Genomic DNA, 23,910 nt, shown 5'->3' on the forward strand with positions numbered 1-23,910 from the left:
TCAGCGGTTGTCAGTCGGGCAGCGCGGCTGCGTGAACGGCTGCCGCGATAGCGGCCTCGGGGGAAGTCAACGGCTTGCCTCGCGTGACTTGTCCACGCGCGCCGGTCATCGAGGCTTGTGCCAGAGCGACGACGTCCGCGCCATTGGCATAGGCCGCGTCTGCCGCAGCGGCGATTGCCGCCAGATAAGCGGCGGAGTCGCCCGCTTTGAATCGCTCCCAAGCGCCGTCGACCATTTTCAACTCGACTTTCGCGCCAGTATGCGTGGCGGCTTCGAGAAACAATTGCATCGTCGGCTCATACGTTGTCGGCGCGGTAAAGAGCACAGCCACCGTGCCACCGTTTTTCACCGCGCGATGGGCGAGCGCGGCGTCGGCGCGCAGCACGGGAACCGGTGCGGCACGTGCGGCGAGGGCGTCATCCAGGGCTGTGCCGAGCGTCGAGCAGGTCAGCACCACGGCGTGCGCGTCCTTGCAAAGCGCGAGTAGTGCCGCCTGCGTTTGCGTCGCGATTGCTGCGCTCAACCCGCCGGCGCGTTCAGCGGCCGCGAGCAGGTCCGCACGCACCACGTGCGTTAGCTCGAGCGCTGCGAGATTGGCGTCGCGAGCCGCTTTGTCGAACAAGGCGATACTGCTTTCAGCGGTATGCAGGAAGACGAGGCGCATGGCTCTCCACCAAATCGGGTTGTACAGTATTCTCGCCGCGACAGAGCCGAAGCCTCAGTCCGTACTCGCGGCGAATGCCGTCAACGCTTCGCCGGCCAACCGGTAGCGCACCCACTCGCTTTGCGCGCTCGCGCCGATCGCTTCATAGAAGCCGATGGCCGGCGCGTTCCAGTCGAGCACGCTCCATTCGAAGCGGCCGCAGCCGGTCTCGCACGCGAGACGCGCGAGGTGGCGCAGCATCTGTTTGCCCGCGCCACTGCCACGCGATGCCGGCGACACATACAGGTCTTCCAGATAAAGCCCCGGCTTGCCAAGCCACGTGGAATACGAAAAGAAGTAGACGCTAAAGCCGACCGGCTCGCCGTTCATTTCGCAGATTAGCGCCTTGGCGGTGGCGTCGGCCGAAAACAGGCTCGTTTCGATGTCATGGACCGTGGCGACGACCTCGTGCTCGGCCTTCTCGTACACCGCGAGTTCGGTGATGAAGCGAAGGATCAACGCGGCGTCGGCGGCAAGGGCGGGGCGAATGCGAATGGTCAAGGTAGGGGCTCGAAACGTGATTGGCGAATCGCAGTCTGGCAAAAGTCTCGCCGCAGGGCAAGCATGGCACGCGTCGCACGCATGTCATGCGTGCAGAGATTGCGACATGCGACACGCCGGCTTTCGTGAGATTCGCTCGCCGCAATTGCTGGCTCGGTCGCTATGGGAAAAGAGCGGTCATTGGGACAGTTCGGCGCCTGTCATCGCGATGAGCCGTCGGGTTCGCTACGCGGCCGGCCCTGCCTGCGGGTAGCGACGCAACGTGGGAGCGTGCCGAGAGCGCTTTGGCGAATGCCGCGTGTTCGGCCGGCATCGAGTTCGACGTGCATGGAGGCGAGGGCGCTTTTTACGGGCCCAAACTGGAGTTTCATCTGACGGACAGTCGCGCGCGAAGTTGGCAATGCGGCACGATCCAACCCGGTTTCATGTTGCCCGAGCGACTCGATGCGGCGTTCGTCAACGATTGGCGGCGCTGCCGCCGGCCATGCCGCCCAGGCAATGACGTATTGCCTGAACCAGGGGCCGCACTATCGCACGCTGTCGAACAGGCGGCCCCAACTGGCGAGCGGCGTCGTATCCACGTCAAGCATCCGCAGCGCCTTCCACAGCACGGTTGCCACGGTGTCGTAGGCGGGGATGTCGGTGGCGATTTCGAAAGCCCGCGCCAGATGCGCCGCTTGCAGATTCGTGCAGAACGTCGTCACGGCATCGGGCCTGGCGAATGCGGTCTCGCGCATCATGACGGCCAACTGCTTATCGGGTACGTCGGCGAAACTGAAATTGTCCTGCAGATTGAGGTGTCGTTCCGCCACACATTCGATCCCGAGTTGCTCGTAGTGACGCACGATCCGCTGTTGAACCTCGTCGACGTAGGGCGACACGAGGCCGAAGCGCCGCACGCCCGTCCTGTCGAAAATTTCGTTGAGCGCCAGCACCGACGTCGTCGCGGGAATTCCCGTCGCTTCGGTGATCTGGCGGCACAGCGCGCGATCGCGCTCGAACCCGAGCCAGCCTGCCGACGTGCCGCTCCAGCCGATGACGTCGACTCGCGCATCGGCCAGTTGACGCGCCGCCGTGAGAATCCGGCCGATGTCGAACTGGCCGAGCGCGCGCTCGGACAGGGCGATTTCCGTCACCGTGAAGCGGGCGAAGTGGGCGCTGACATGCGGCAGTTCGCTCAGCATCGCCGCCGTGATCGGCTCGAGCACGGTGTTGGAGGACGGCGTCAGGATGCCGAGCCGAATCCGTTTGCTTTGCATCGCTCGGCGTCCTTTAGTCGGCAAGCAGCAGCTTCACACCCTCGGCTGCCTGATAGCGGAGTTCTTCGAGATCGAGGCCGGGAATGATGCCGTTGTCCACCACGACCCGGCCGTTCACCACGTTGTAGCGTACGCGTGCAGGCTCGCCCGCTGTCACCGGCGCGACCGCCACATCGTGGAAACCGTTGAAGCGCAGATCGCCGACGTCGTACAGCACGAAGTCCGCCGCCTTGCCGACCTCAAGGGTGCCGACTGCGTCGAGACCGAGCACCCCGGCGCCGCCCGCGCTGCCCCAGTGGATCGTCTCTTCGACGGTGGTCGCCGACGCGCCTTGTGCCGCGCGATGCACGAGCCATGCGAAATGCGCTTCGTTGGTCATGCTGCCGGACTCGTTGGACGCGACACCATCCACGGCCAGCGACATCGGCACGCCCGCGGCCGCCATTTGCGGAGCCGGTGCGATGCCGCTGCCGAGCCGCGCATTGCTGACCGGGCAGTGCGAGCAGCCGCTGCCGGTTTCCGCGAGCATCGCGATCTCGCTCGCCTGCAGATGCACGAGGTGGGCGAACCACACGTCCGGTCCCAGCCATTCGTGATCCGCGACGAACTCGACGGGCAGCTTGTTGAAACGCTCCTTGCAGAAATCGACATAGCGGGTCGTTTCCGACAGATGGGTGTGCAGCCTCAAGCCCATGCGACGCGCGGCCCGCGCCACTTCGGGCAGCAACTCGGGCGGCAGCGAAAAGGTGGGCGTGGTAGGCGCGACGACCACGCGACGCATGGAAGCCGCGCCCGCGTCGTGATAACGCGACTTCAAACGCTCGATGTCGGCGAGCATCTGATCGAGCGTCTCGGGCTTGAGCGCGAGTGTCGAGAAGCCGGGATGATCGCCCGCTGCCTGCAATGCGCCACCCCGGCACAACACGAAACGCAGGCCGAACGAGGCCGCTTCGTCGAACAGCAGGTCGCCGGTTTCGGTGCTGCCTTCGGCATGATAGAGATAGTGATGGTCGGCGCAGGTCGTCACGCCCGACAGCAGCAACTCGGCCATGCCAAGCCGCGCGGCGACGCGCGCCAGGTCGGGCGTGAAGCGTCCGAGGCGCGGATAGGGCACCGCGGCCAGCCATTCCTGCAGGTCCGCGTTGATGCCGGACGGCACTGCCTTCAGCAGGTTCTGGAACAGATGATGATGGGTATTCACCCAGCCCGGATACACCACGCAGGATCGCGCGTCGATCACCCGCTCGTCAGCGCGCGGCGCCAGATTCGGCGCGATGGTTTCGATGCGGCCATGGCGAATTCGCAGATCGACCTGGCCGAGTCTCGCGTGATCGCCTTTGATTCCGCTCATCACCGCGACGGGATTCTTGATCAGCAAGGCTTCAGTTTGCATGCTCATGATTCAGTGTCCTTTCATTTGCTGCGGCGGCGTGCGCGATGCCGCCGTCAATCGCGGCTCAATCGCGGGCCAATCGCGCACGCGCCTCGCGACCGCTTATTCGCGGACCATGTTGTGCGCCGGCACGACGTCTTCTTCATGGGCGCCGTTGAGTACCGCGTTCAGCACGACGGAGACAAGGCAGGCCAGCACGACACCGCTATGCAGAAACGGCTGGGTCCAGTCGGGCATGTGCTTGAAGACCTGCGGCGCCATCACCGGAATCAAGGCCGTCGCGATCGTAAAGCCGACGATCAGCACGTTGTAGCGATTGCGCTCGAAGTCCACCTTCGCCAGCGTCTGTACGCCGGCTGCGACCACCACGCCGAACATGGCGATGCCGGCACCACCGAGCGCCGCAGACGGCGTCGAGGCCACCACCGCGCCGATCTTCGGCACCAGTGCCACCACGCACATCAGCACGCCGCTGATCGCCACGACCCAGCGACTGCGCACGCCGGTGAGGATCACGAGCCCGACGTTCTCCATGAACGCGATGAACGGGAAGGCCGCGAACATGCCGGCAATCGCGCTCGCCAGACCATTGGCGCGCATGCCGCGCACCACGTCTTCCTCGCTCACGTCCTTGTCGACGATGTCACCGATCGCGACGAACAGACCCATCGATTCGACCATCTGCACCACCATCACGACGATCATCGTCAACACCGGCACCACCGAGAACACGGGTGTGCCGAAGTGAAACGGCACGGGCATCGTGAACCACGGCGCCGCGCCCACGCTCGCGAAATTGCCCATGCCGAGCGAGCACGCCAGAACGCCGCCCGCAATCAGACCGATCAGCACCGACAGGTTGCGCAGGAACGGATTGGCGAAGCGGTTGATCGCGAGAATCACGAGAGCGACGAACAAAGTGACGCTGAGAAACGGCAATGCGCCGAACTGCTGTTGTGCGGCTTCGCCGCCGCCGGCCCACTGGTAGGCGACCGGGAACAGTTGCAAGCCGATCACCGTCACGATGCAGCCGGTCACCACGGGCGGGAAGAATCGCCTTAATCGGCCGACCAGCGGCGCGGCAAACATCGTGAAGAGACCCGCGCCGATCACCGCGCCGCACACGCCGGCAAAGCCGACGCCCGGACTCGTGCCGATCGCGATCACCGGTCCCACGCTACTGAAGGCGACGCCTTGCAGGATTGGCAGACGCACACCGAACTTCCAGATGCCGACGGTCTGCAGGATCGTCGAGATACCCGAGCAAAACAACGCGGTGCTGATGAGTACCGTGGTATCCGCCGGCGACATCTTCAGCGCCGACGCGACGATCAGTGGAACCGCGATGGCGCCGATATAAGCCACCAGCATGTGCTGCAAACCGAGCGTGATCATCTGGCGCTTCGGCAGAATCCGATCGACGGGGTGTATGGCGGTGTTCATGACGTGTCTCCTTATCTGGTTTTCGATCGGAGCGCGCCGCGCGGACGTAGCCGCACAGCATCACTTCGCGCGCCGACCGGCTCTCCCGTCAGGCCGCAACCGGCACGGCAAGACAGGCATGGAAGCGGTCGGTCAGCGCGGCGCGATCGAGATCGCGTCCGATGAATACGATGCGGCACGAGCGCGGCTCGCTGCCCCACACCTGGGCCGCGCGCAACTCGATCACGTTGTGCACGCCCTGCAGCACATAGCGGTGCGACTGGCCTTGCACGGCGAGAATGCCCTTCATGCGGAACAGGTTGGCGGCGTCCGAATCGCGAAGCTCGGCGAGCCAGTTCTGCAGGGCGTCGAGGTCGATATCGGCATCGACTTCGATACCGACCGAGGAGACGCTTTCGTCGTGCTGGTGGTCGTCGTGCGCGTCGTCGGAATGAGCGTGTGGCTGGCTGTGATCGTGATCGTTTTCGTGCGATTCGTCGTGATGCTCGTGAGCATGCGCATGCTCTTCTTCGTGGAGGCCGTCGGTCTCGACGAGAATCTGCGAGAACTCATTCGCTCCCACACCGAGAATCCGGTCGAGATCGATCTGTGCATAGCTCGATTCCACGATCTCGGCCGTCGCATTGAGCCCGCGAATGCGTTCGGTTAGCGAGGCGATATCGTCGCGACTCACCAGATCGATCTTGTTGATGACGATCCGGTCTGCGCATACGATCTGGTCGACCGCCTGATTGTCGCTACCGTCGAGTACCAGATCGTCCAGATGCGCAGCGATATGTCTGGCGTCCACCATCGTGACGACGGCATCCAACGTTACCTGTTTTGCGATCGGGTCGTCGAGGAAAAAAGTCTGCGCCACCGGATAGGGATCGGCGAGTCCGCTCGTTTCGACGATGATGTGATCGAGCCGGTCGGGCCGCTCCACGAGCATGCGCACGATTCTCACCAGATCTTCGCGCACCGCGCCGACACAGCACACACAGCCGTTCGTCATTTCGTAAATTTCTTCGGTCGATTCCAGCACGAGGCCACCGTCGATGCCAATTTCGCCGAACTCGTTTTCGATCACCGCGATCTTGCGCCCGTGCTTCTCGCGCAGGATGTAGTTGAGTAGCGTCGTTTTACCGGCGCCAAGAAAGCCGGTCAGCACCGTGACGGGGATTTTCTCGATTTCGTTGTGCGTGGTGTGAATGTGATTCATGGCTCGTCTCCGTTTCTTCGTTCGTACTGCGGTTCGGCTATCAGGCGATATGCGGTGCTGGTGCGTCTGCTCGTGTTTCTGTTTGCACTTCACGCCAGCGTTTGACGGTGCCCGCTTCGAGACCGAACAGATCGAGCACGCGCCCTAGCGTGTGATCGATCATCTGGTCGAGCGAAGCCGGGCGCGCGTAAAACGCCGGGACAGGCGGCGCGACGATCGCGCCCATTTCAGTGACCGCGATCATGTTGCGCAGGTGCGCGAGCGTGTAGGGCGTCTCGCGCGCCAGCAACACCAGCGGACGGCGTTCCTTCAGCGTGACGTCGGCAGCGCGCGAAATCAGGCTCGACGACATACCGCTGGCAACCTCTGCCAGCGTTTTCATCGAACAGGGCGCGACGATCATGCCCAGCGAACGGAACGAGCCGCTGGAAATCGCGGCGGCCATGTCGTCGCAGCGATACGTGACGTCGGCGAGCGCAGCGACGTCGGCGAACTTGTAGTCGGTTTCGTGGGTCATCGTCAGCAAGGCGCTGCGGGAAACGCTGAGATGCGTTTCGATATCGAGTCGGCGCAGCAGTTGCAGCAGACGCACGCCATATGCGAATCCCGACGCGCCGCTTATACCGACTACCATCCGCTGCGCGCTCATCGCCGTACCCCTGCCGCGACGCGGGCCAGAATGTCCGCGGCGCGTTGCGATGCCTGCTCGCTGATTTGCGCGCGGATGCCGTCGAATTGCGAGCCGCGTGTTGCGTCGATGCCCATGCGCGACGTCGTGCCCGCCGCCGAGGAAGACGGATCGAGCGGACTGCCCGGCAAGCCGTCCACGATGAACACATCCTGATGCGGCTGAAAATGCGTGGCGATGGCCCACAGCACTTGCGAGTCGTCGGTGATGTCGATGTCGCTATCCACCGCGACCACGTTCTTCAGATACGGGTCCCAGCCGAGCAGGGCGAGCATGATCTGGCGCGCTTCGCCGTCGCGAGTCTGATTCAGTGCGACGTAGCAGTGAAAGTGCGTGCCGGAGTTGGGATAGTGCAGCGCCGTGACGGAAGGGAAACGCGCCTTCAGCTTCTCGCTCATTTCCGCTTCGCGCGGCAGGCGAGCCAGCGTCAGATGTTCCGCGTACGGACCGCCGACCACGTCGACGAGCCACGCGTCGTTGCGGCGCATCATCGTGTCGACGCGCAACACGTTGTTGGTCGAACGATCCGATGAGTAGCCGGTGAACTCGCCGAATGGGCCTTCTTCGGCGTAAGCGTCGGGATCGATCGTGCCTTCCAGTACGAACTCGGCGGCAGCGGGCACGCCGATTCCATAACGCGGCGTGCGCACGAGCTCCAGCGGCGCGCCGAACAAGCCGCCTGCGATGGCGCGTTCATCGGTGCCGAACGGCACGCGCGCGGCGGCAGCCAGCATGAATAACGGATGCGCACCCACGACCATCGCGACCTTCAGGTTATCGCCGCGCGCCTTGGCGGTTTGCAGCATGCGCCATAGATGGCCGCGCGAATGCAGGCTGGTGGCGAGCGCGTTGCGCGCATGGCGCATCGAGCGGTGATAGCTGAGATTGGCCACACCCGTGACGGGATCTTCGGCGACGATCACCGCGTTGGTGATGTAGGGGCCACGGTCGGTGTCGAAGTGACGGATCATCGGCAACTGCGAAAGATCGACCGCGTCGCCTTCCGTGACCCGGTCGAGCACGGGACCATTCGATACGAACACCGGTGCAAGCGGCGCATTCGCACGCTGTTGATACGCATCGAACAGGCCGGTCGCGTCGACATCGAACAGCCGTCCGATGCGTGAGCGTGACGCGAAGAAATTGGTGGCCAGCGGCGTGGCGATTCCGTCGACCTGTTCGCAGATCAACATGGGATGTTGTCCACGGGTCGCAAGGTCCGCGACTACCGCCGTCACATCCTGATCGGCGGACAGCGGCTGCGATAGCGTCAGCACGTCGTCGGGATACTGCTCGCGATACGCAAGCGCGAAGCGGTGAAAATCCTGCGTGGCGCGGAAGAGGTTATCCGCCATAGTGAACTCCGTCGAAAGCGATAACGAAAGCGGACTGGTCGATGAAGCGAGCCAGCGAGAGGCGAGCGCGGCGTCGACCGCGGCCGCCTCTCCCAACATCAACGAGCCTTAAGCCGGTTGCGTGACGTCATTCACGTAAGTCGCCTTCAGACGCTTTTCCGCTTCGGCCAGGTCCTTCGGCGGTTTGGTCGGTTCGATGCCGACCAGACGGGCGATGTTGTTGCCCATGTAGTCTTCGAGTCCGTCTTCGTCGAGGTTCATGCCTTGCGGCGCCGGGCCGCACAGCATTTCGAGTTCGCGCAGCCACATGCCGGGTTCGTTCGGCGGCGAATCGGTGCCGAACACGATCTTGTTGCGCGGCAGTTCGCGAGCGAATTCGACGATGCGCGACTGATAGCACCAGCCCGATTCGCAGTACACGTTGGGCGTATCCATCGCCATCCAGAAGGCTTCGAACGAATAGTTGCCGCCCGTCTGAATCCCGAAGTGACCGATGATGAAATTCACCATCGGGAATTCGCGGATGATCGGATAGAACTGCGTCGGAATCGTGTACGGTCCATCGCCGGTATGGATCAGCACGACCACACCGAGTTCAGCGCACTTCTTCATCGCCGGACGCAGCCAGTCGAGCGCGCGATCCGGCCGGTAGCCGTGCATGTTCGCGTGCAGCTTGAGCATCTTGAAACCGTACTCCTTCACGTGGAATTCGAGTTCGGCGGCGCCGTTTTCCGGGCCCCAGCGCGGGTTGTACGTGAAGTTGCCGATGAAACGATCCGGGTACTTCTGCGTCAGCTCGGCGATGTACGACATGTAGTCGCGAATACCTTCGCGTCCGCGCCGATTGCCGTCGCGGTAGCCGGTGTTGCCCGGCGGCGGCTGGATGAAACCCATGTCGATACGGCGCGGCTTGCCGTTGATGATGTACGGACCGTCCATCATCTTCAGCAGACGTTCGCCGGTGAACGGCTCGCCGGTATGACGCCATGCTTCGTCGACGAGATTGGTGGGATGCAGATGGGTATCGATGATCATCAGCGTGCTCCTGCGAAGTCGGCTTGGGCGGCGGGTTGCTTCGACGCGCCGGCGTGGTGTTTCAGATAGGCTTGCGCTTCTTCGACGCTTCGCGGCGGCGCGCTCGGTTCGAGACCGATCATGCGGGCGAGATTGTTGCCGAGGTATTCCTCGAGCGTGTCTTCGTCGAGATTCAGGCCTTGCGGCGGTTCGTGGCACAACACTTCGAGCAGACGCAGCCACATGCCGGGCTCGTTCGGCGGCGTGTCGGAACCGTAGAGAATCTTGTGCGTCGGCAGCACCTTGGCGAATTCGACGATCCGCGATTGCAGGCACCAGCTCGACTCGCAATACACGTTCGGCGTATCGAGCGCCATCTGATACGGCTCGAAGCAATACACGCCGCCGGTCTGCACGCCGAAGTGCGCCATGATGAAATTGACCGACGGGAATTCGCGAATCAGCGGATACCACTCGCTCGGAATGCTGTACGGACCGTCACCGGTATGCAGCTTGACGAGCAGACCGAGGTCCGCGCATTTGCGCAAGGCAGGGCGCAGCCAGTCGAGCGCGCGGTCGGGACGGTACGCGTGCATGTTGGCCTGCAACTGCACCATCTTGAAGCCGTGTTCCTTCGCATAGAACTCGATGGCTTCCGCGCCGTTCTCGGGACCGCAACGCGGGTTGTAGACGAAGCAACCGATCAGGCGGTCCGGATACTTCTGCGTCATTTCGACGGTGTACGCCATGTAGTCGTCGATCGACTCGCGGCCCGAACGGTTGCCGTCGGTCCACGTATAGATGGTGTTGCCTTGCGGCGGTTGAATGAAGGCCTTGTCGATACGGCGCGGTTTGCCGTTGATGGTATAGGGACCGTCCATCACCTCGATCAGACGCTCGCCGGAAAATGGCTCGCCGTCATGGCGCCACGCGAGGTCGACCAGGTTGGTCGGGTAACAGCTGGTGTCGATGATCATGTACTCGATCTCCTTGAGAGGAACTGGTGTATCCAGTTGCCGGATCGCGGGCAGGCACATCGATGGAAACGAGCCCTGTTGGGCTAGCCCATGCGGCCCTTTGCAAGGCGCAGTACTTACGCGCCTTCCCCTCGCCGGCATCGAGTGTCACACTGATGTGCACTGCTGCTTGCGATGCAGTCTCACAAGATAAAAACGCTCTGTACAATATTTTTTAACCACGATCTTGATACGTTTGCGATATGGACATCCGGCTGTTGCGTTACTTCGCGGTGCTTGCCGACGAACTGCATTTCGGCCGGGCAGCCGCGCGGCTGCACATTTCGCAGCCGCCGTTGAGTCAGCAGATTCGCATCCTCGAAGAGGAGATGGGCACCGCGTTGTTTACGCGCTCGCAGCATCGTGTGGAGCTCACCGAGGCAGGGAAAACACTTAAGGAGCAGGTGCCGCTGATCTTCGCGCAGTTCGAGCGCGCGATCGACCTGACACGCTGCGCAGGTCGCGGCGAAGTAGGGAGTCTCGAGATCGGCATCATCAGTTCGGCGATGGTCGAGCCGATTCCGCGTGCGTTGCGGGTCTTCGCGCAGCAGCATCCGCAAGTGCGCTGGACGTTGCACGAGATGACCCCGGCCGCGCAGATTCTCGCGCTGAAAGAACGGCGGCTCGACGTATGTTTCTTCCGCGTCTCGCACGAGGACCCCGAGATTCGCAGCGAAGTGGTGATGCGTGAGTCGGCCGTGATCGCGTTGCCGTTAGGACACCGGCTCGCGGCGCGTGAGGCGATCGCGCTGCGCGAGTTGGAAGCGGAGCCTTTCGTGTCGTTCGGTTTGCGTCAATCGCAACTGGCGCGCTTCTTACAGGACTGTTGCGTCGAAGCAGGGTTTACACCGCGGATCGAGCAGGAGGTGGTCGAGGTGCATACGCTGCTGTGCCTCGTGCGCGAGGGCTTGGGGGTTGCATTGCTGCCTTCGTCGGCGCGGCAATTGTCGACCGGCGGGGTTGCGTTCGTGCCGGTCGCTGCGCCGCGACCCGAAGTGTCGCTGCATGCGCGCTATCGCGCGGAGCCGCCTTCTGCCGTGTTGACGCTGTTTCTGGAGACGGTGCGCGAGGTGGCCGCCAGTTTGAGCTAACCTGGCTTGACCGTTTGCGCGACCAGTTCGCGTATCGTTTCGATGAGCGGCGCTACTCGCTCCGCTTTCTCGCGCGGCCACACGGCGTAAAGGTTGTAGTGCGTTGGAATCTCCACTTGCGTCAGTTCGATCAGACGGCCTTCGCGGATCGCATCGGCGGCGAGCAGGCCGCGCGCGAGACCCGCGCCGACTCCCGCGCTGGCGGCGGCGATCAGACCCGCAGCGTTGTCGAACACCGCGATAGCCTCCGGCTCGAGGGCCGCCATGCCTGCAGCGGCGAGCCACGGAATCCACGAACGCTTCGTGTAGCCCAGTAAAGGCAAGGTCAGTAGTTGCTCCGGCGTAAGCGGCGCGCCAAGTCCCGTCGCCGCGAGCAAGCCAGGGGAGCCGACGGCCGTCAAGCGGTCACCGCAGATCAGCGCGTTGTCGAAACCGTCCCATTCTCCATACCCATACCGCAGCGCGATATCCGCGCGTTCGAACGCGCTGCGTTCATGACGCGGCGTCGATAGCACGGTCATCGACGTGCCGGTGAGCGCCGCGAGTAGCGCGGGCAAACGCGCCACCAGCCAGCTTTGGGCAAGTTCGGGGTCGACGTCGAGCGTGATCGACTGCCTGAGCGTGCGCTCCTTCACCGATGACAACGCACGATCGATCTGTTCGAAGCCGTCCGTCAACTGATTGGCGAACAGCGCACCCGCGTCGGTCAGCACCACGCGGCCACCTTCGCGAGTAAACAGCGGCTGCCCGACAAACTCTTCGAGCGTACGGATCTGCTGGCTGATCGCGCTATGCGTGAGGGACAACTGACGCGCCGCGCTTGAAAAACTGCCGCCGCGCGCTGCCTGCAAAAACGCTTGCATCGACTGAATGGAGGGATAGCGCTTCAGCATGGTGTTAGCCAAACTTACGGAGGGTGGAAGAAATCGTCGCTGGCGTCGGACTCAACGGCTTTCAATAATGGCCGCAAGCGCGCGGCTCGCGTCATGCAGTGAGTCAACCCTACGCCGCGCTGCGCAACATAATTCAGGAGACAGCGCATGATCGAGATCGTGGTCAACGACACGCCGCATTCGCTCGACAATGTACCGGAAGACATGCCCTTGTTGTGGGTGTTGCGCGACCGGCTCGCATTGACGGGCACGAAATTCGGCTGCGGTGGCGGCTTTTGCGGCGCGTGCACCGTGCATCTGGAAGGCGAGGCCGTGCGCTCGTGTCTGCTGCCGGTGGCCGCGGTGGCGGGCAAGCGCATCACGACGATCGAAGGTCTGTCCACGGACGGCAGGCATCCCTTGCAACTTGCGTGGGTCGCCGAAGATGTTCCGCAGTGCGGCTACTGTCAGTCAGGTCAGTTGATGCAGGCCGCTGCGTTTCTCAAGGACAAGCCCACCGTCAACGACGACACCATCGCGGCGGCGATGTCGGGCAATATCTGTCGCTGCGGGACGTATGGCCGGATTCGCAAGGCGATCCGTCGCGCTGCGTCCGGCGACCCCGCGCTGGCGGCTTCAGACTCGCCAGCTTGCACCTCCGCCTGCTCCTTTCACGCGTCCCAAGAGGAGGCCTGAATGCGCAACGATAAACAGGTACTAAGCGGCGCTCACGGCGCGGCGCGCCGCCGCTTCATCAAGCAGAGCTCGGCGTTGCTGGCCTCGGGTCTCGCGATCGGTTTTCAGCTACCAGAGGCGCTCGCCAAGGCTGAAAACGGTAGCGGCGATCCCCATCCGCAGCCCGGCGAATTCGAACCCAATGCGTGGGTGCGCGTGCTGCCCGACGACACGATCAAGCTGGTGGTCCATAAGCACGACTCGGGCACCGGCACTCGCACGGCATTGGCAGCGGTCGTCGCTGAAGAGCTGGATGTCGATCCGTTTCGTGTCGAGGTCATCACGCCGGAAAATCCGTTCTACGGCGACTACATTCACCCGCTGTGGAAAGTGTTCTCCACGGGTGGCAGCACGAGCGTGTCATTGGAGTACGAACGCTTGCGGCGGGCCGGCGCCACTGCGCGGTCGATGTTGATCGCCGCCGCAGCACAGCAATGGAACGTCGCGCCGTCGCTTCTGTCGACGGAAAACGGCTTCGTCGTCGATAAGGCGAGCGGCAAGCGTGCTAACTATGGCTCGCTCGCCAGGGACGCGGCGCAATTGCCCGCGCCAAAAGACGTGGCGTTGAAAGACCCGTCCGAGTTCAAATACATCGGCAAGTTGCAGAAGAAGCGCGACGCCGCGCAAAAGGCCCGAGGTGCGTTTCCGTACAGCATCGACGTGAAATTGCCGGGCATGCTGGTGGCCGTCGTCACGCGTGCCCCGGTGATCGACGCACGCGTGCGCAGCGTGGACGCAAAAGACGCGCTGGCAGTGCCGGGCGTTAGGCAGGTCGTGCAGATTCCGGGTCGTCCCGAGATTCTCGGCGGTAATCAGGCCGGTGTCGCCGTGCTGGCCGATGACTATTGGTCGGCGCACAAAGGACAGGCCGCATTGCGTGTCGAGTGGGACGACAGCGTGCTCGAGACCTTCGACAGCGCTACGTTGGCAGCGCGTCAGGCGGCATGGCTCGACGATCCCGCCGCGCGTGTGGTGCCGACGATCCAGAGCGGCGACGCCAAAACGGCATGGCCTGGCGCCGCCCGCGTGATCGAGGCCGCGTATTCGATGCCCTATAAGGCACAGAATCCGCTCGAGCCGGTCAACGTCACGGCGTGGGCCAAAGATGGCGGTATCGAGTATTGGGGCGGCCTGCAGGTGCCGTCCACCGTACAGGAGGCCGCGGAGGTAATCGGCGGTATTCCTGCGAACCGCGTGGTGTTGCATGAGCTGGTTTCGGGGGGCAGCTTTGGCTCGCGCGAGTCGAAGTACTGGCTGTTCGAAGTCACGTGGCTCGCGCTGAAAGCCGGCAAGCCGGTCAAATTGATGAACAGCCGCGAAGATGAAATGCGTGCGCTGTTTTATCACTCGGCGAGCTATCACCGTGCGAAGGCCGCGCTCGATGCTCACGGCAATCTGACCACGCTGCAATTGCGCGCGGTGATGCCGGCTTCGCCGGAGCAGTGGGAGCCCGGCTACTTCGATCGCCCCGACCGGATGGACTACAGCACCACCGAAGCGATCAGCAAGTATGAGTTCGCGTACGGTGCGCCGCATGTCGATATCGGTTGGGTGCGTCACGAGACCGGTGTGCCGACGGGGTGGTATCGAGCGGTGAGTTACATTCCGAACGTCTTTGCCGTCGAGTCATTCATGGATGAAGCCGCGCACGCTGGGCACCGCGATCCCGTCGATTTCCGGCTTGCCCATATGAAGGATCCGCGCCACCAGGCGGTGTTGCGCGAAGCTGCGGCGCGCGCGGGCTGGGGCGAACCGCTGCCGCCCGGCACGGCGCTCGGCATCGCGACGAACCAGGCGTATAGCAGTTACGTGGCGGTGGTTGCGCGGGTCGCGCGCAAGGGCGATGGTGTCGTGATCGAGAAGCTGACCTGCGTGGCGGACTGCGGCCTCGCGGTTTCGCCGGGCGGCGTCGAAGAACAGCTGTACGGCGGTTTGATGTGGGGCTTGGGGCACGCGACGGCCGATCGCATCGACATTCGTCACGGGCAGGTCGAGCAGAAGAATTTCGACACGTATCGCGTGATGCGGATGAGCGATATGCCCGACATCGATATTCAGATCGTGCAGGGCGACGTGACCAAACCGGGCGGCGTGGGCGAGTTGTCGAGCCCTTCGGTCGCGCCGGCGGTGGCGAATGCGGTGTTCAGGCTGACCGGCAAGCGGTTACGCGATACGCCGTTCGATCTTGAGAAAGTGGCAGCGCAGCCTGACCCGACATCATCGAAAGCAACGCACCCGACGCTAGGACTGCGGGGTTGACGGACACTGCGGCTGCCAGCAGCGCAATCCAAACAGCGGCACGAGCCCATAAGCGTGGTCGAGCATATCCGACAGCAGGTTTTCGTACGCTTCCCAGCCTGTTTTGTCGAGGTAAAGGTAGATTTCCAGCGCGACCACAGGCTGGCTGGATTGCAATTGCCGGATCAGCATCGGCATGTCGTGGCGCACGGCGGGATGATCGCGGAAATGCGCCGTCAGATAGAGACGATATAGGCCGAGGTTCGTGTGCCGCCCGGCGTGCCCGGACGCCAACGCGGCGACCGGCAAATCGATCTCGCGACGCAATTGCTCAAGCAGCGCTTCATCGGGAAAGCGCACGGTATCGACGTCGAAATGAATCGCATGCTTGACGCGGCGGCCGCCCGACTCGGTCATGCCGCGCCAGTTCTTCACGCTGTTCGTCAGCAGGACATAGCTCGGCAGCATGACGATCGAGTTGTCGAAGTTCTGCACCTTGATCGTATTCAGCGCAATGTCGATCACCTCGCCGTCGGCGACATAGCCGGGCACTTCGATCCAGTCGCCCACGCGCAGCATGTCGTAAGCGGTGAGCTGGATACTGGCCACGAAACCGAGCAGCGAGTCGCGAAAGATGATGATGAAGAGCGCCGTCATGGCGCTGACGCCGGTGAGGAAGTAAGCCGGCGAGCGCTCCAGCAGCACGGAGACCACGGCGATCAGCGCAATCACGTAGAACAGGATCGTGGCGATTTGCAGGAAGCTCTTGATCGGCCGCTCGTTTGACACGGGGAAGTGACTGTAGCGCTCGCTGACGCTTTCGAGAAACGCCAGTGCGGCGCGCAGCAAGGTGTACACCATGTAGCAGGCCGCGAGCAGCGCCAGCGGATGTCCGAGCGCCGCGATCATGGGGAACGTAAGCGAGGACAGCAGCGGACCGGCCGCATAGAGGATGGCAGCGGGCACGAGCGGCGCGAGGCGGTGGAACACCTTGTGGCGTTCGGCGGCGCGCAGCCATTTATGCTGTTCCTGGCGGGCAAAGCGGCCGACGATCATCAGCATGATCCGGCGCGTGACGTAGTAGCAGATCGCACTCGCGAACAGGATCGCAAGCAGCAGTGCAACGACGATCAGTACCGCGACGAACTCGCTGTCCGTATAGACGTGGAAGTGATGCCAGTCCGGCCCGCCCTCGATACGTAGCGCCTTGTCGAACATAGACTCTCCCGTTGCCGGTGAAGCTCGCACGACGGCTATTGTAGCGGCGTCCCGGCGAACGATCACTTCGCAGAACAGGAACCCGCCGTTCGCGCCGGCAGCGGGCGGGGCGCATTTGTACCTGGCACGCACGACTGTTTCTCCATGACGGGTATTTGTGTTTGGCGCCAATGCGCCTAGATTTCATACCCATCGGCGCCGCTGGCCCGATCAGCATATGAACCTGAACACATTACCCAGAGGTCAATCATGAGCACGTCACAGAAAGTCGTCGTCGTCACCGGTGCATCGCAAGGCATTGGCGCCGAACTGGTCAAAGCGTTCCGCAAGCTCGACTACCGCGTGGTCGCCACCGCGCGGGCCGTGGTGCCTTCGGACGACCCGAACATCGCCACGGTCGCGGGCGATATCGCCGACCCGGCCACCGCGCAGCGCGTGATTGCCGAGGCCCTCGCGCGCTTCGGCCGCGTCGATACACTGGTCAACAACGCGGGTATCTTCATCGCCAAGCCTTTCACGAATTACACCGCCGAAGACTATGCCGCCTTCATCGGCGTGAACGTTTCCGGCTTCTTTTACATCACGCAACTGGCGATTGCCGAGATGGAAAAGCAGGCGAGCGGTCACGTGGTCACCATCACCACTACGCTGGCGGATCGCGCGATCGAGGGCGTGCCTTCGGTGCTGGCGTCGCTGACCAAGGGTGGCCTGAATGCGGCTACGCGGTCGCTGGCCATCGAATATGCGAAGAAAGGCATCCGTGCCAACGCCGTTTCGCCGGGCATCATCAAGTCGCCGATGCATGCACCGGAAACCCATGCCGCGCTCGGCTCGCTGCATCCAATGGGTCATATGGGCGAGATGGGCGATATCGTGGGCGCTGTGCTATATCTGGACAGCGCGCCGTTCGTGACGGGCGAAATCCTGCATGTAGACGGTGGCCAGAGCGCCGGCCACTGAGCAGCGAGCACACCTGGGGCGCCGCTAGCCGGCGCCTGTCAGGTTACGCCACCATCACGGAGAACGACATGCCCATCGTCACCATTCAAGTGACCCGCGAAGGGTCTCAACCCGGCAACGATTCCGTTACCGTTGACGAAAAAGCCCGGCTCATTGCCGGCGTGAGTCAGTTGTTGCTCGACGTATTGCACAAGCCGCTCGAAGCGACCTTCGTGGTGATCGAGGAAGTGGAAAAAGAGAACTGGGGTTGGGGCGGCTTGCCGGTCGACGAATATCGCAAGCAGCGAGCCGCGCGGCCGACGTGAGCGCCGGCCTTATCCGCTCGCTCGCTAACCCACTAACCCGTTAGCCCAGCAACTGCTGCAACTGCTCGATAGTTTCCTTCAGTTCGCGTTCCAGTTGAGCGATCAATGCGGCCGCTGGCAATGACCTCGCCAGCGCCGCCGCCTGTCCGGCCCAGTGCGCGCCATATCCGAACTCGCCCTTCGCTTTCGCCGCGGCGTGCAACGCTTTGGCCGCGTCGTACGCAATGGGATAGGCGGGCCGTTGCGGCGCGTGTGCGTCGTCGCCGAGTTGCGTGAAGCGGTTCACCATGCTTCGCGCCAACCGACCGGAAAGCGCCGCAGTGAAGGTCGTATGGCGAGCCGCGTCGCCGAGAAGCGCGCGCCGGTAGCCCTCGTCGATCGACGTTTCCGCGCAGGCGACAAAGGCCGTACCCATCTGCGCCGCTTGAGCGCCCAGTGCGAGCGCTGCCGCAATGCCCGCGCCGTCCATGATGCCGCCCGCAGCGATCACTGGTAGCGAGCACTTGCGGACCAGCAGACGCGTCAGCGCAAACGTGCCCAGGCGGGCGTCGGCTGCATCCGGGTCGAAACTGCCGCGGTGGCCGCCCGCCTCGATACCTTGCGCGACGATCGCATCGACACCCGCCGCCGCCACCTGCTCGGCTTCGGCCACGCTGGTTGCGCTGGCGAGCAGCTTGATGCCGGCCCGACGCAGTTCCGCGATCACAGCCGCGGAAGGCAGGCCGAAGTGGAAACTGACAATCGCCGGTTTCTCTTCGACAAATACGGCCAGCATGGCCGGGTCCGCAACGAAGCTCGTATAGATCTCCGACAGCGACGCCGGCGGCGTGGCCCCGTACTTCTCGAACAACGGCGCGAGCCAGCTCAACCATTGCTGCTCGATTGCCTGATCGGCGTGTGCCGGGTGATGGCAGAAGACGTTGATGTTGAACGGCTTGTCCGTCAGCGCGCGGGTCTCGCGGATCATCTTGCGGGCGCCCTCGGCGTTCGTCGCACCGACGCCCAGTGAGCCGAGGCCGCCGGCATTGGAGACCGCCGCGGCCAGTGCAGGTGTGCTGACGCCGGCCATCGGCGCCTGGATGATCGGCTTGTCGATTCCCAGCAAACGCAGCAGGGTACGGTGGTCAGTCGGCTTGGTCATGTCGATTCCTCCTCAGAGCGTTTCACACTATAGTCCTGATAGTCCGATTCAGATTTTGAGTCCGCAACGAGGGTGTCGAGCGTCCATGCAGCGTCAATTTGAAGATGTCCTTCTGGGCAGCATCGAACTCTTCTGTCTCGCGGCGGAGCTCGAAAGTTTCACGCTGGCCGCGACTGCCGCGAGCGTGACGCCCGCCGCGGTGAGCCGCACGGTTGCACGTCTCGAGACTCGCCTCGGCGTGCGGCTGTTCGTACGGACGACCCGGCAGATCCGGCTCACCGACGCAGGGCGGCGCTACTTCGAACAATGCCGGCAGGCGCTGGGTCAACTGGCCGATGCCGAGCGCGAAGCCACCGGCCAGCAGACCACACCGACGGGCGTGCTGCGCATCAGCATGCCGACACCGTATGGCCACTATCGCGTCCTGCCGTTGCTTGCGGAGTTTCGCGCGAGTCATCCTGGCATCACGATCGAAACCCATCTGAGCAACCGCAATATCGATTTCGCCGACGAAGGTTTCGACCTGGCCATTCGCGGACGCGCGCCGACCGACTCCGGTCTGATCGCGCGAAAGATCGAGGATGCGGAACTGGTGATCGTCGCGTCGCCGGCGTATCTGCATCGCGCCGGCAAACCGGATACGCCCGACGATCTGCTTCACCACGACTGCATCCAGTATGCGTTGCCGAGTACCGGCCGCAATCTTCCGTGGCTGTTCAATCGCGAAGGCAAGCCGTTCGAGATGACGACGCGCGGCGCGTACGTGTCGTCGGGCGACGTGCTTTCCGGTGTGACCCTGGCGCGTCATGGCGCGGGCCTTTTTCAGACCTATCGCTTCATCGTCGACAAAGACATTGCCGACGGGACACTCGAAGAACTGCTGATTCCTTATGGCGGTTGCTCACGGCCTTTCGTCCTGCTTTATCCGCACGCGCGGCATTTGTCGTCGCGGGTGCGGAGCTTCGTCGACTTCCTGATGGAAAGGCTCGGATCGTAATGATCGACCCTGGCCGGACATACGAGCGGCCGGCTAGCGCCGACGCGCCCATTGAGCGAATGCCGCACAAGTCGCGAGCAGCGCGCCGGTGACGAAGAACACCGAGTGCAGTCCGAAATAAACGCCGATCTGGCCGCCGATCACCGGCCCGATCACCTGACCGCCGAACTGGGCCGATTGCAGATAGCCGAGCATCTGACCGGTCCGGCTTTCGTCCACCGATTGTCGCGCCAGTTTCGCGATGGCCGGCAGCAGACCCGCGAGCGTCATGCCCATCAAGACACGCAAGCCGGCGAGTTGCCACCACTCGGTGACGAACGCTTGCGGCACCATCACGAGCCCGGTCAGCACCAGACAGCCGACGATCACGTTCCAGCTGCCGATACGATCGGCCAGCGCGCCCAACCGTGCGGCTGTCAGGACGCTGCCCAGCGCGGAGCAGGCCATGACGACGCCCGCGATACGCGCCAGATGATCCGGTTGCACGTTCAGACTGCCGATATAGACCGTGATGATCGGCTCGATCGACATATTGGCGAGCAGGACCATCATCGCCGTGACGAGGATCGTGGCCACGACCACGTAATCCGTGCGGCGAGCCGGTGTGGTGGCGGTATTGATGCCTCGGCCTCGCGCGTCGGTGGCCGGATGGAAGTCTTCTTTGACGATGAAGATGGTGAGCAGCGCGGCCACGGCGATCATTGCGCCGCCGGCGAAGAAGGTGCCGCGAATCCCGATCCAGCCCGGCAACAGTCCGCCGACCAGCGGTCCAACGAGGTTGCCCGCCAGCGCGCCGGTCGACAGTATTCCCAAAGCCCAGCCCGCGCGCTCACGCGGCGCCTGGGTGCCGACCATCACCGTGGAAGCCGACGCATAACCGCCTACCAACCCGGCAATCAGACGCAGCCCGACCAGTTCATAGACGTTATGCGCGAGCCCGATCAGCGACATCACCACCGCCATGCCGATGGCCGCGCGAATCAGCATCGGCTTGCGGCCGTAGCGATCGGCGAGACGCCCCCACAGCGGCGCGGTGGCGGCCGTGCCGAGAAAGGTCGCGCCGAACGCCACTCCCGACCACTGAATGACCGCCGACTGCGATTCGACGCCGAGTTGGCGCACGTACAGCGGCAGGAACGGCAACAGCATGCTCAGACTGAGTAGCGTGGTGAACGACCCGATTACGCAGACGGCCAGATTGCGTCGCCAGTAAGTTTCGTTGCGCTCGGTGTATCCGCGCGCAGCGGAACCTGGAAATGGGGCGGATGGAGGGTGGGCAAGCTGATTCATTTCGTCCTCAACGTAGCGAACCGATCGACGACGCGGGGCACGCCGCCGATGATGGGGCTTAGTCTAGATTGAATCGAATAGAGAGAGAATCGATGCCATACGGAAGACATTCTTCCGCCGAGAGGTTCAATTCACGTCGGTGAATTGTCGCAATTGCTCGAAATGAGCGCGTAGGCGCGGTGCCGCGAAGTCGACGAAAGCGCGCACTTTCGGTACCGACAGGCGCCCGTGTGGCGTCAGGAGATTGACCGGCAGCGGCGCGTGCTCGCTGTCGCGCAACACGATCTTGAGCGTCCCGTCTCTGACCTGTTCGGCAATGTGATACGAAAACATTCGCGTGACGCCGTGTCCCGCGAGCGTCGAAGCGATCGCCGCGCGAATCGTGTTGACGAAAAAGCGCGGGGCCAATTGCACGACCTGGGGAATCGTCGAATGACCGGAAGGGGGAAAGCTCCATGAGTCCAGCCCGAAGTGCGTCATCGAGACGATCTGGTGATGAGCGAGATCGGCCGGTGCCTCGATGGCGGGATGCGTGGCCAGATAGTGCGGCGAGGCCGCGATGACGCGCCGCACTTCGCCGATGGGAATGGCGATCAACGTCGAGTCCGTCAGATGCGCGATGCGCAGCGCCACGTCGATCCCTTCGTCGATCAGGCTCACGGGGCGGTCGAGCAGTTGCAGGCGGATCGGCACGGCGGGGTGTCGGTCGATGAATTCGTCGAGGATGGGCCGCAGTGCGTCCTCGCCAGCGGCGACGGGCGCGGTGACGGTGAGCAGACCTCGCGGCGCGGAGCGTTCGTCGGCCACCAGCAGGTCGGCTTCCTCGAGATCGGTCAGGATGCGCCGGCAGGCCGACGCGTAGCGTTCGCCCGCTGCGCTGAGCCGGATCGTCCGGGTCGTGCGGTGCAGGAGCGCCGTGCCCGTGTGCTCTTCGAGGAACGCGATAGCGCGGCTGACTGCCGCCGGGGATCGGCCGAGCTTGCGTCCCGCACCGGCCAGGCTGCCTTCGTCCAGTGCGGCGACGAACACCTTCATTGCGTCGATTCGGTCCATGGGCTCAACGTGTGTTGGTTGCGCGGCTTGCCGACGGGTGCGCCGCAATTCGGCAGGATGGGTCGAGACGCCGGAGAGAGGTGAGCTTTGGGATCGGCGTCGCCTCAACCTGTGGCGCGCCTGTCCGCCGACCAGTGCGCATCGTACCGCGAGCCGGGTCCGCTGGCTGTTGGTGTAGTCTTGGTCGTTGAACATGTCAACCGACAAGGCGACTTGAGGAGACCGGCAAATGGGAACCATCGGTGCAGTCGTGGCGGCGGCCATCGTTTTCGTGGGCAGCCACTTTCTGTTGTCTCATCCGCTGCGCAGGCCCCTGGTTGGCGCGATGGGCGAGTTGGGATTCATGGGCGTCTATTCGGTGGTGGCAATCGCGACGTTCGGCTGGCTGATCGTGGCCTACCTGAAGGCGCCGCTGACGTCGCCGCTTTGGCCGGTAGGAGACGGAATCTGGGCGCTCGTAACCGTGGGCATGCTGATCGCGGCGATCCTCCTGATGGGCTCGCTGATCCGTAACCCCGCACTGCCTACCGGCGGCAAGCCTGGAGCATTGCCGGTGGCGGCGCTCGGCGTGTTTGCCGTGACGCGCCATCCGATGATGTGGTCGTTCGCGCTCTGGGGACTGTGTCACATCGTGGTGTTTCCGGTGGCGAAGAACATCGTGCTGGCGACGGCTATCGTCGTTCTCGCGCTGATCGGTGCCGCGCTGCAGGATCGGAAGAAGGAGCGGCTTCAGCCCGATCTGTGGCCGGCCTGGGAATCGAAGACGAGCTATCTGCCATTCGCGGCGATCGCCGCCGGACGGGCGAGATTCGGCCGCTTTGGGCTGCACACGCTGCTGGGTGGCCTCGTCGTGTGGCTGGTGGCGACCTGGGCTCATCAGCCGCTTGCGGGGTGGGCTGCTGGGGTGTGGCGCTGGTTGTAGGAGACAGCGGGCCTGTCGGTGTCAGGCTGGCTTGAAGTAGCGGAAGTAGCTGGCCGCGTCTCCGGCGGCTCGTGCCTGACCCGCCGCATGAGTGTGCAGAATGTCAGCGCCGCATGCGATACGCGACCGCCCCTTCGTTCGAGCGATTGTATTCGCGTCGTTGAGACGCCGTACGCCACCTCGCCGCGCTGGCCCGGCACCCTGCCGAAGCTCTCATTGAAACGTTGCCACTGCGAAGGAATCGCGGCAGAGGTTTCGCAGGTATAGCGCTCGCTCAGGCCCGCTACGAGAAAGGCATCGCCATCTTCGAAGCGCGGCTGCGCCAGATGAGCAAGAAGAGTTTCGTCCATTTTGATCGGCTCCACGGCCCGTGGCCGCTTCGAACGCACGCGCGAGATGAAAGCGCGACACGCATCCACAACCGGCAATGTCGTCGAGTGTCGACCCGCCGGCAAAGTGGCTTTCGATAAACCAGAGCGCTTTTCCAACCGGGTTTATTGGGGCTCTCATGTCAG

Annotated in this window: 22 protein-coding genes and 1 pseudogene; 7 read left to right on the plus strand and 16 right to left on the minus strand. The window is 63.5% G+C overall.

Annotated elements, in window-relative coordinates; genetic code table 11:
- Positions 1 to 10: 10 nt before the first annotated feature.
- The 10 genes from FQ705_RS08205 to FQ705_RS08255 all read right to left on the minus strand — a co-directional run bounded on the left by FQ705_RS08205 (position 11) and on the right by FQ705_RS08255 (position 10,534).
- Positions 11 to 664, minus strand: coding sequence for an aspartate/glutamate racemase family protein (locus FQ705_RS08205; protein ID WP_144139431.1), 654 nt, complete (start codon positions 662 to 664; stop codon positions 11 to 13).
- A 54-nt stretch (positions 665 to 718) separates the two neighbouring features.
- Entirely contained in the window at positions 719 to 1,204 is a 486-nt protein-coding gene (locus FQ705_RS08210; RefSeq protein WP_144139433.1) for a GNAT family N-acetyltransferase, read from the minus strand.
- Between the two features lie 527 nt (positions 1,205 to 1,731).
- Entirely contained in the window at positions 1,732 to 2,463 is a 732-nt protein-coding gene (locus FQ705_RS08220; RefSeq protein ID WP_144139436.1) for an Asp/Glu/hydantoin racemase, read from the minus strand.
- A 13-nt stretch (positions 2,464 to 2,476) separates the two neighbouring features.
- Positions 2,477 to 3,862: an amidohydrolase family protein gene (locus FQ705_RS08225; RefSeq protein WP_144139439.1), complete on the minus strand. Its 1,386-nt coding sequence runs from the start codon at positions 3,860 to 3,862 to the stop codon at positions 2,477 to 2,479.
- 96 nt (positions 3,863 to 3,958) lie between these two features.
- Positions 3,959 to 5,299 (minus strand): nucleobase:cation symporter-2 family protein, encoded by a 1,341-nt coding sequence (locus tag FQ705_RS08230; RefSeq protein ID WP_144139442.1) that lies wholly within the window; start codon positions 5,297 to 5,299, stop codon positions 3,959 to 3,961.
- A gap of 88 nt (positions 5,300 to 5,387) precedes the next feature.
- Positions 5,388 to 6,500 (minus strand): CobW family GTP-binding protein, encoded by a 1,113-nt coding sequence (locus FQ705_RS08235; RefSeq protein WP_144139445.1) that lies wholly within the window; start codon positions 6,498 to 6,500, stop codon positions 5,388 to 5,390.
- Positions 6,501 to 6,540: 40 nt separating this feature from the next.
- A complete protein-coding gene (locus FQ705_RS08240; RefSeq protein ID WP_144139448.1) occupies positions 6,541 to 7,149 on the minus strand; it encodes a UbiX family flavin prenyltransferase in 609 nt (202 codons plus the stop codon).
- Entirely contained in the window at positions 7,146 to 8,543 is a 1,398-nt protein-coding gene (locus tag FQ705_RS08245) for a UbiD family decarboxylase (RefSeq protein WP_144139451.1), read from the minus strand. Before FQ705_RS08245 ends, FQ705_RS08240 begins: the two co-directional genes overlap by 4 nt.
- A 108-nt stretch (positions 8,544 to 8,651) precedes the next feature.
- Positions 8,652 to 9,578 (minus strand): amidohydrolase family protein, encoded by a 927-nt coding sequence (locus FQ705_RS08250; RefSeq protein WP_012428924.1) that lies wholly within the window; start codon positions 9,576 to 9,578, stop codon positions 8,652 to 8,654.
- Entirely contained in the window at positions 9,578 to 10,534 is a 957-nt protein-coding gene (locus FQ705_RS08255) for an amidohydrolase family protein (protein ID WP_144139453.1), read from the minus strand. The genes FQ705_RS08250 and FQ705_RS08255 overlap by 1 nt, the downstream gene beginning before the upstream one ends.
- Positions 10,535 to 10,776: 242 nt before the next feature.
- Here FQ705_RS08255 and FQ705_RS08260 point away from each other — a divergent pair, with 242 nt between their 5' ends.
- On the plus strand, positions 10,777 to 11,664 hold the full coding sequence (locus FQ705_RS08260) for a LysR substrate-binding domain-containing protein (RefSeq protein WP_144139456.1): 888 nt from the start codon (positions 10,777 to 10,779) through the stop codon (positions 11,662 to 11,664).
- Here the strand turns inward: FQ705_RS08260 and FQ705_RS08265 are convergent.
- On the minus strand, positions 11,661 to 12,557 hold the full coding sequence (locus FQ705_RS08265; protein ID WP_144139459.1) for a LysR substrate-binding domain-containing protein: 897 nt from the start codon (positions 12,555 to 12,557) through the stop codon (positions 11,661 to 11,663). The genes FQ705_RS08260 and FQ705_RS08265 overlap by 4 nt on opposite strands.
- A 147-nt stretch (positions 12,558 to 12,704) precedes the next feature.
- Between FQ705_RS08265 and FQ705_RS08270 the strand changes: the two genes are divergently transcribed.
- A complete protein-coding gene (locus FQ705_RS08270; protein WP_144139462.1) occupies positions 12,705 to 13,232 on the plus strand; it encodes a (2Fe-2S)-binding protein in 528 nt (175 codons plus the stop codon).
- Positions 13,233 to 15,530, plus strand: a complete 2,298-nt coding sequence (locus FQ705_RS08275; protein ID WP_144139465.1) for a xanthine dehydrogenase family protein molybdopterin-binding subunit — start codon at positions 13,233 to 13,235, stop codon at positions 15,528 to 15,530.
- Here the strand turns inward: FQ705_RS08275 and FQ705_RS08280 are convergent.
- A complete protein-coding gene (locus FQ705_RS08280; protein ID WP_144139468.1) occupies positions 15,513 to 16,727 on the minus strand; it encodes a mechanosensitive ion channel family protein in 1,215 nt (404 codons plus the stop codon). The genes FQ705_RS08275 and FQ705_RS08280 overlap by 18 nt on opposite strands.
- 249 nt (positions 16,728 to 16,976) lie before the next feature.
- On the opposite strand from FQ705_RS08280, the gene FQ705_RS08285 reads away from it, so the two are divergent.
- Positions 16,977 to 17,687: an SDR family NAD(P)-dependent oxidoreductase gene (locus FQ705_RS08285; protein WP_144139471.1), complete on the plus strand. Its 711-nt coding sequence runs from the start codon at positions 16,977 to 16,979 to the stop codon at positions 17,685 to 17,687.
- A gap of 68 nt (positions 17,688 to 17,755) precedes the next feature.
- The gene (locus FQ705_RS08290) at positions 17,756 to 17,992 is read left to right on the plus strand and encodes a tautomerase family protein (RefSeq protein ID WP_144139474.1); all 237 of its coding nucleotides are present in this window, start codon (positions 17,756 to 17,758) and stop codon (positions 17,990 to 17,992) included.
- Between the two features lie 40 nt (positions 17,993 to 18,032).
- Here FQ705_RS08290 and FQ705_RS08295 read toward each other — a convergent pair whose 3' ends face one another.
- Positions 18,033 to 19,133 (minus strand): NAD(P)H-dependent flavin oxidoreductase, encoded by a 1,101-nt coding sequence (locus FQ705_RS08295; RefSeq protein WP_144139477.1) that lies wholly within the window; start codon positions 19,131 to 19,133, stop codon positions 18,033 to 18,035.
- Positions 19,134 to 19,218: 85 nt separating this feature from the next.
- Between FQ705_RS08295 and FQ705_RS08300 the strand changes: the two genes are divergently transcribed.
- The gene (locus FQ705_RS08300) at positions 19,219 to 20,130 is read left to right on the plus strand and encodes a LysR family transcriptional regulator (protein ID WP_144139480.1); all 912 of its coding nucleotides are present in this window, start codon (positions 19,219 to 19,221) and stop codon (positions 20,128 to 20,130) included.
- 33 nt (positions 20,131 to 20,163) lie between these two features.
- Here FQ705_RS08300 and FQ705_RS08305 read toward each other — a convergent pair whose 3' ends face one another.
- Entirely contained in the window at positions 20,164 to 21,420 is a 1,257-nt protein-coding gene (locus FQ705_RS08305; RefSeq protein ID WP_144139482.1) for an MFS transporter, read from the minus strand.
- Between the two features lie 126 nt (positions 21,421 to 21,546).
- Positions 21,547 to 22,473, minus strand: coding sequence for a LysR family transcriptional regulator (locus FQ705_RS08310; protein ID WP_144139485.1), 927 nt, complete (start codon positions 22,471 to 22,473; stop codon positions 21,547 to 21,549).
- A gap of 229 nt (positions 22,474 to 22,702) precedes the next feature.
- On the opposite strand from FQ705_RS08310, the gene FQ705_RS08315 reads away from it, so the two are divergent.
- On the plus strand, positions 22,703 to 23,395 hold the full coding sequence (locus FQ705_RS08315) for an NnrU family protein (protein WP_144139488.1): 693 nt from the start codon (positions 22,703 to 22,705) through the stop codon (positions 23,393 to 23,395).
- Positions 23,396 to 23,559: 164 nt separating this feature from the next.
- Here FQ705_RS08315 and FQ705_RS34790 read toward each other — a convergent pair.
- A pseudogene (locus tag FQ705_RS34790) lies at positions 23,560 to 23,893 on the minus strand (hypothetical protein); the annotation flags it as partial.
- Positions 23,894 to 23,910 lie beyond the last annotated feature (17 nt).

It is taken from the genome of Paraburkholderia sp. BCC1884 (assembly GCF_900996225.1).
Taxonomy (GTDB): domain Bacteria; phylum Pseudomonadota; class Gammaproteobacteria; order Burkholderiales; family Burkholderiaceae; genus Paraburkholderia.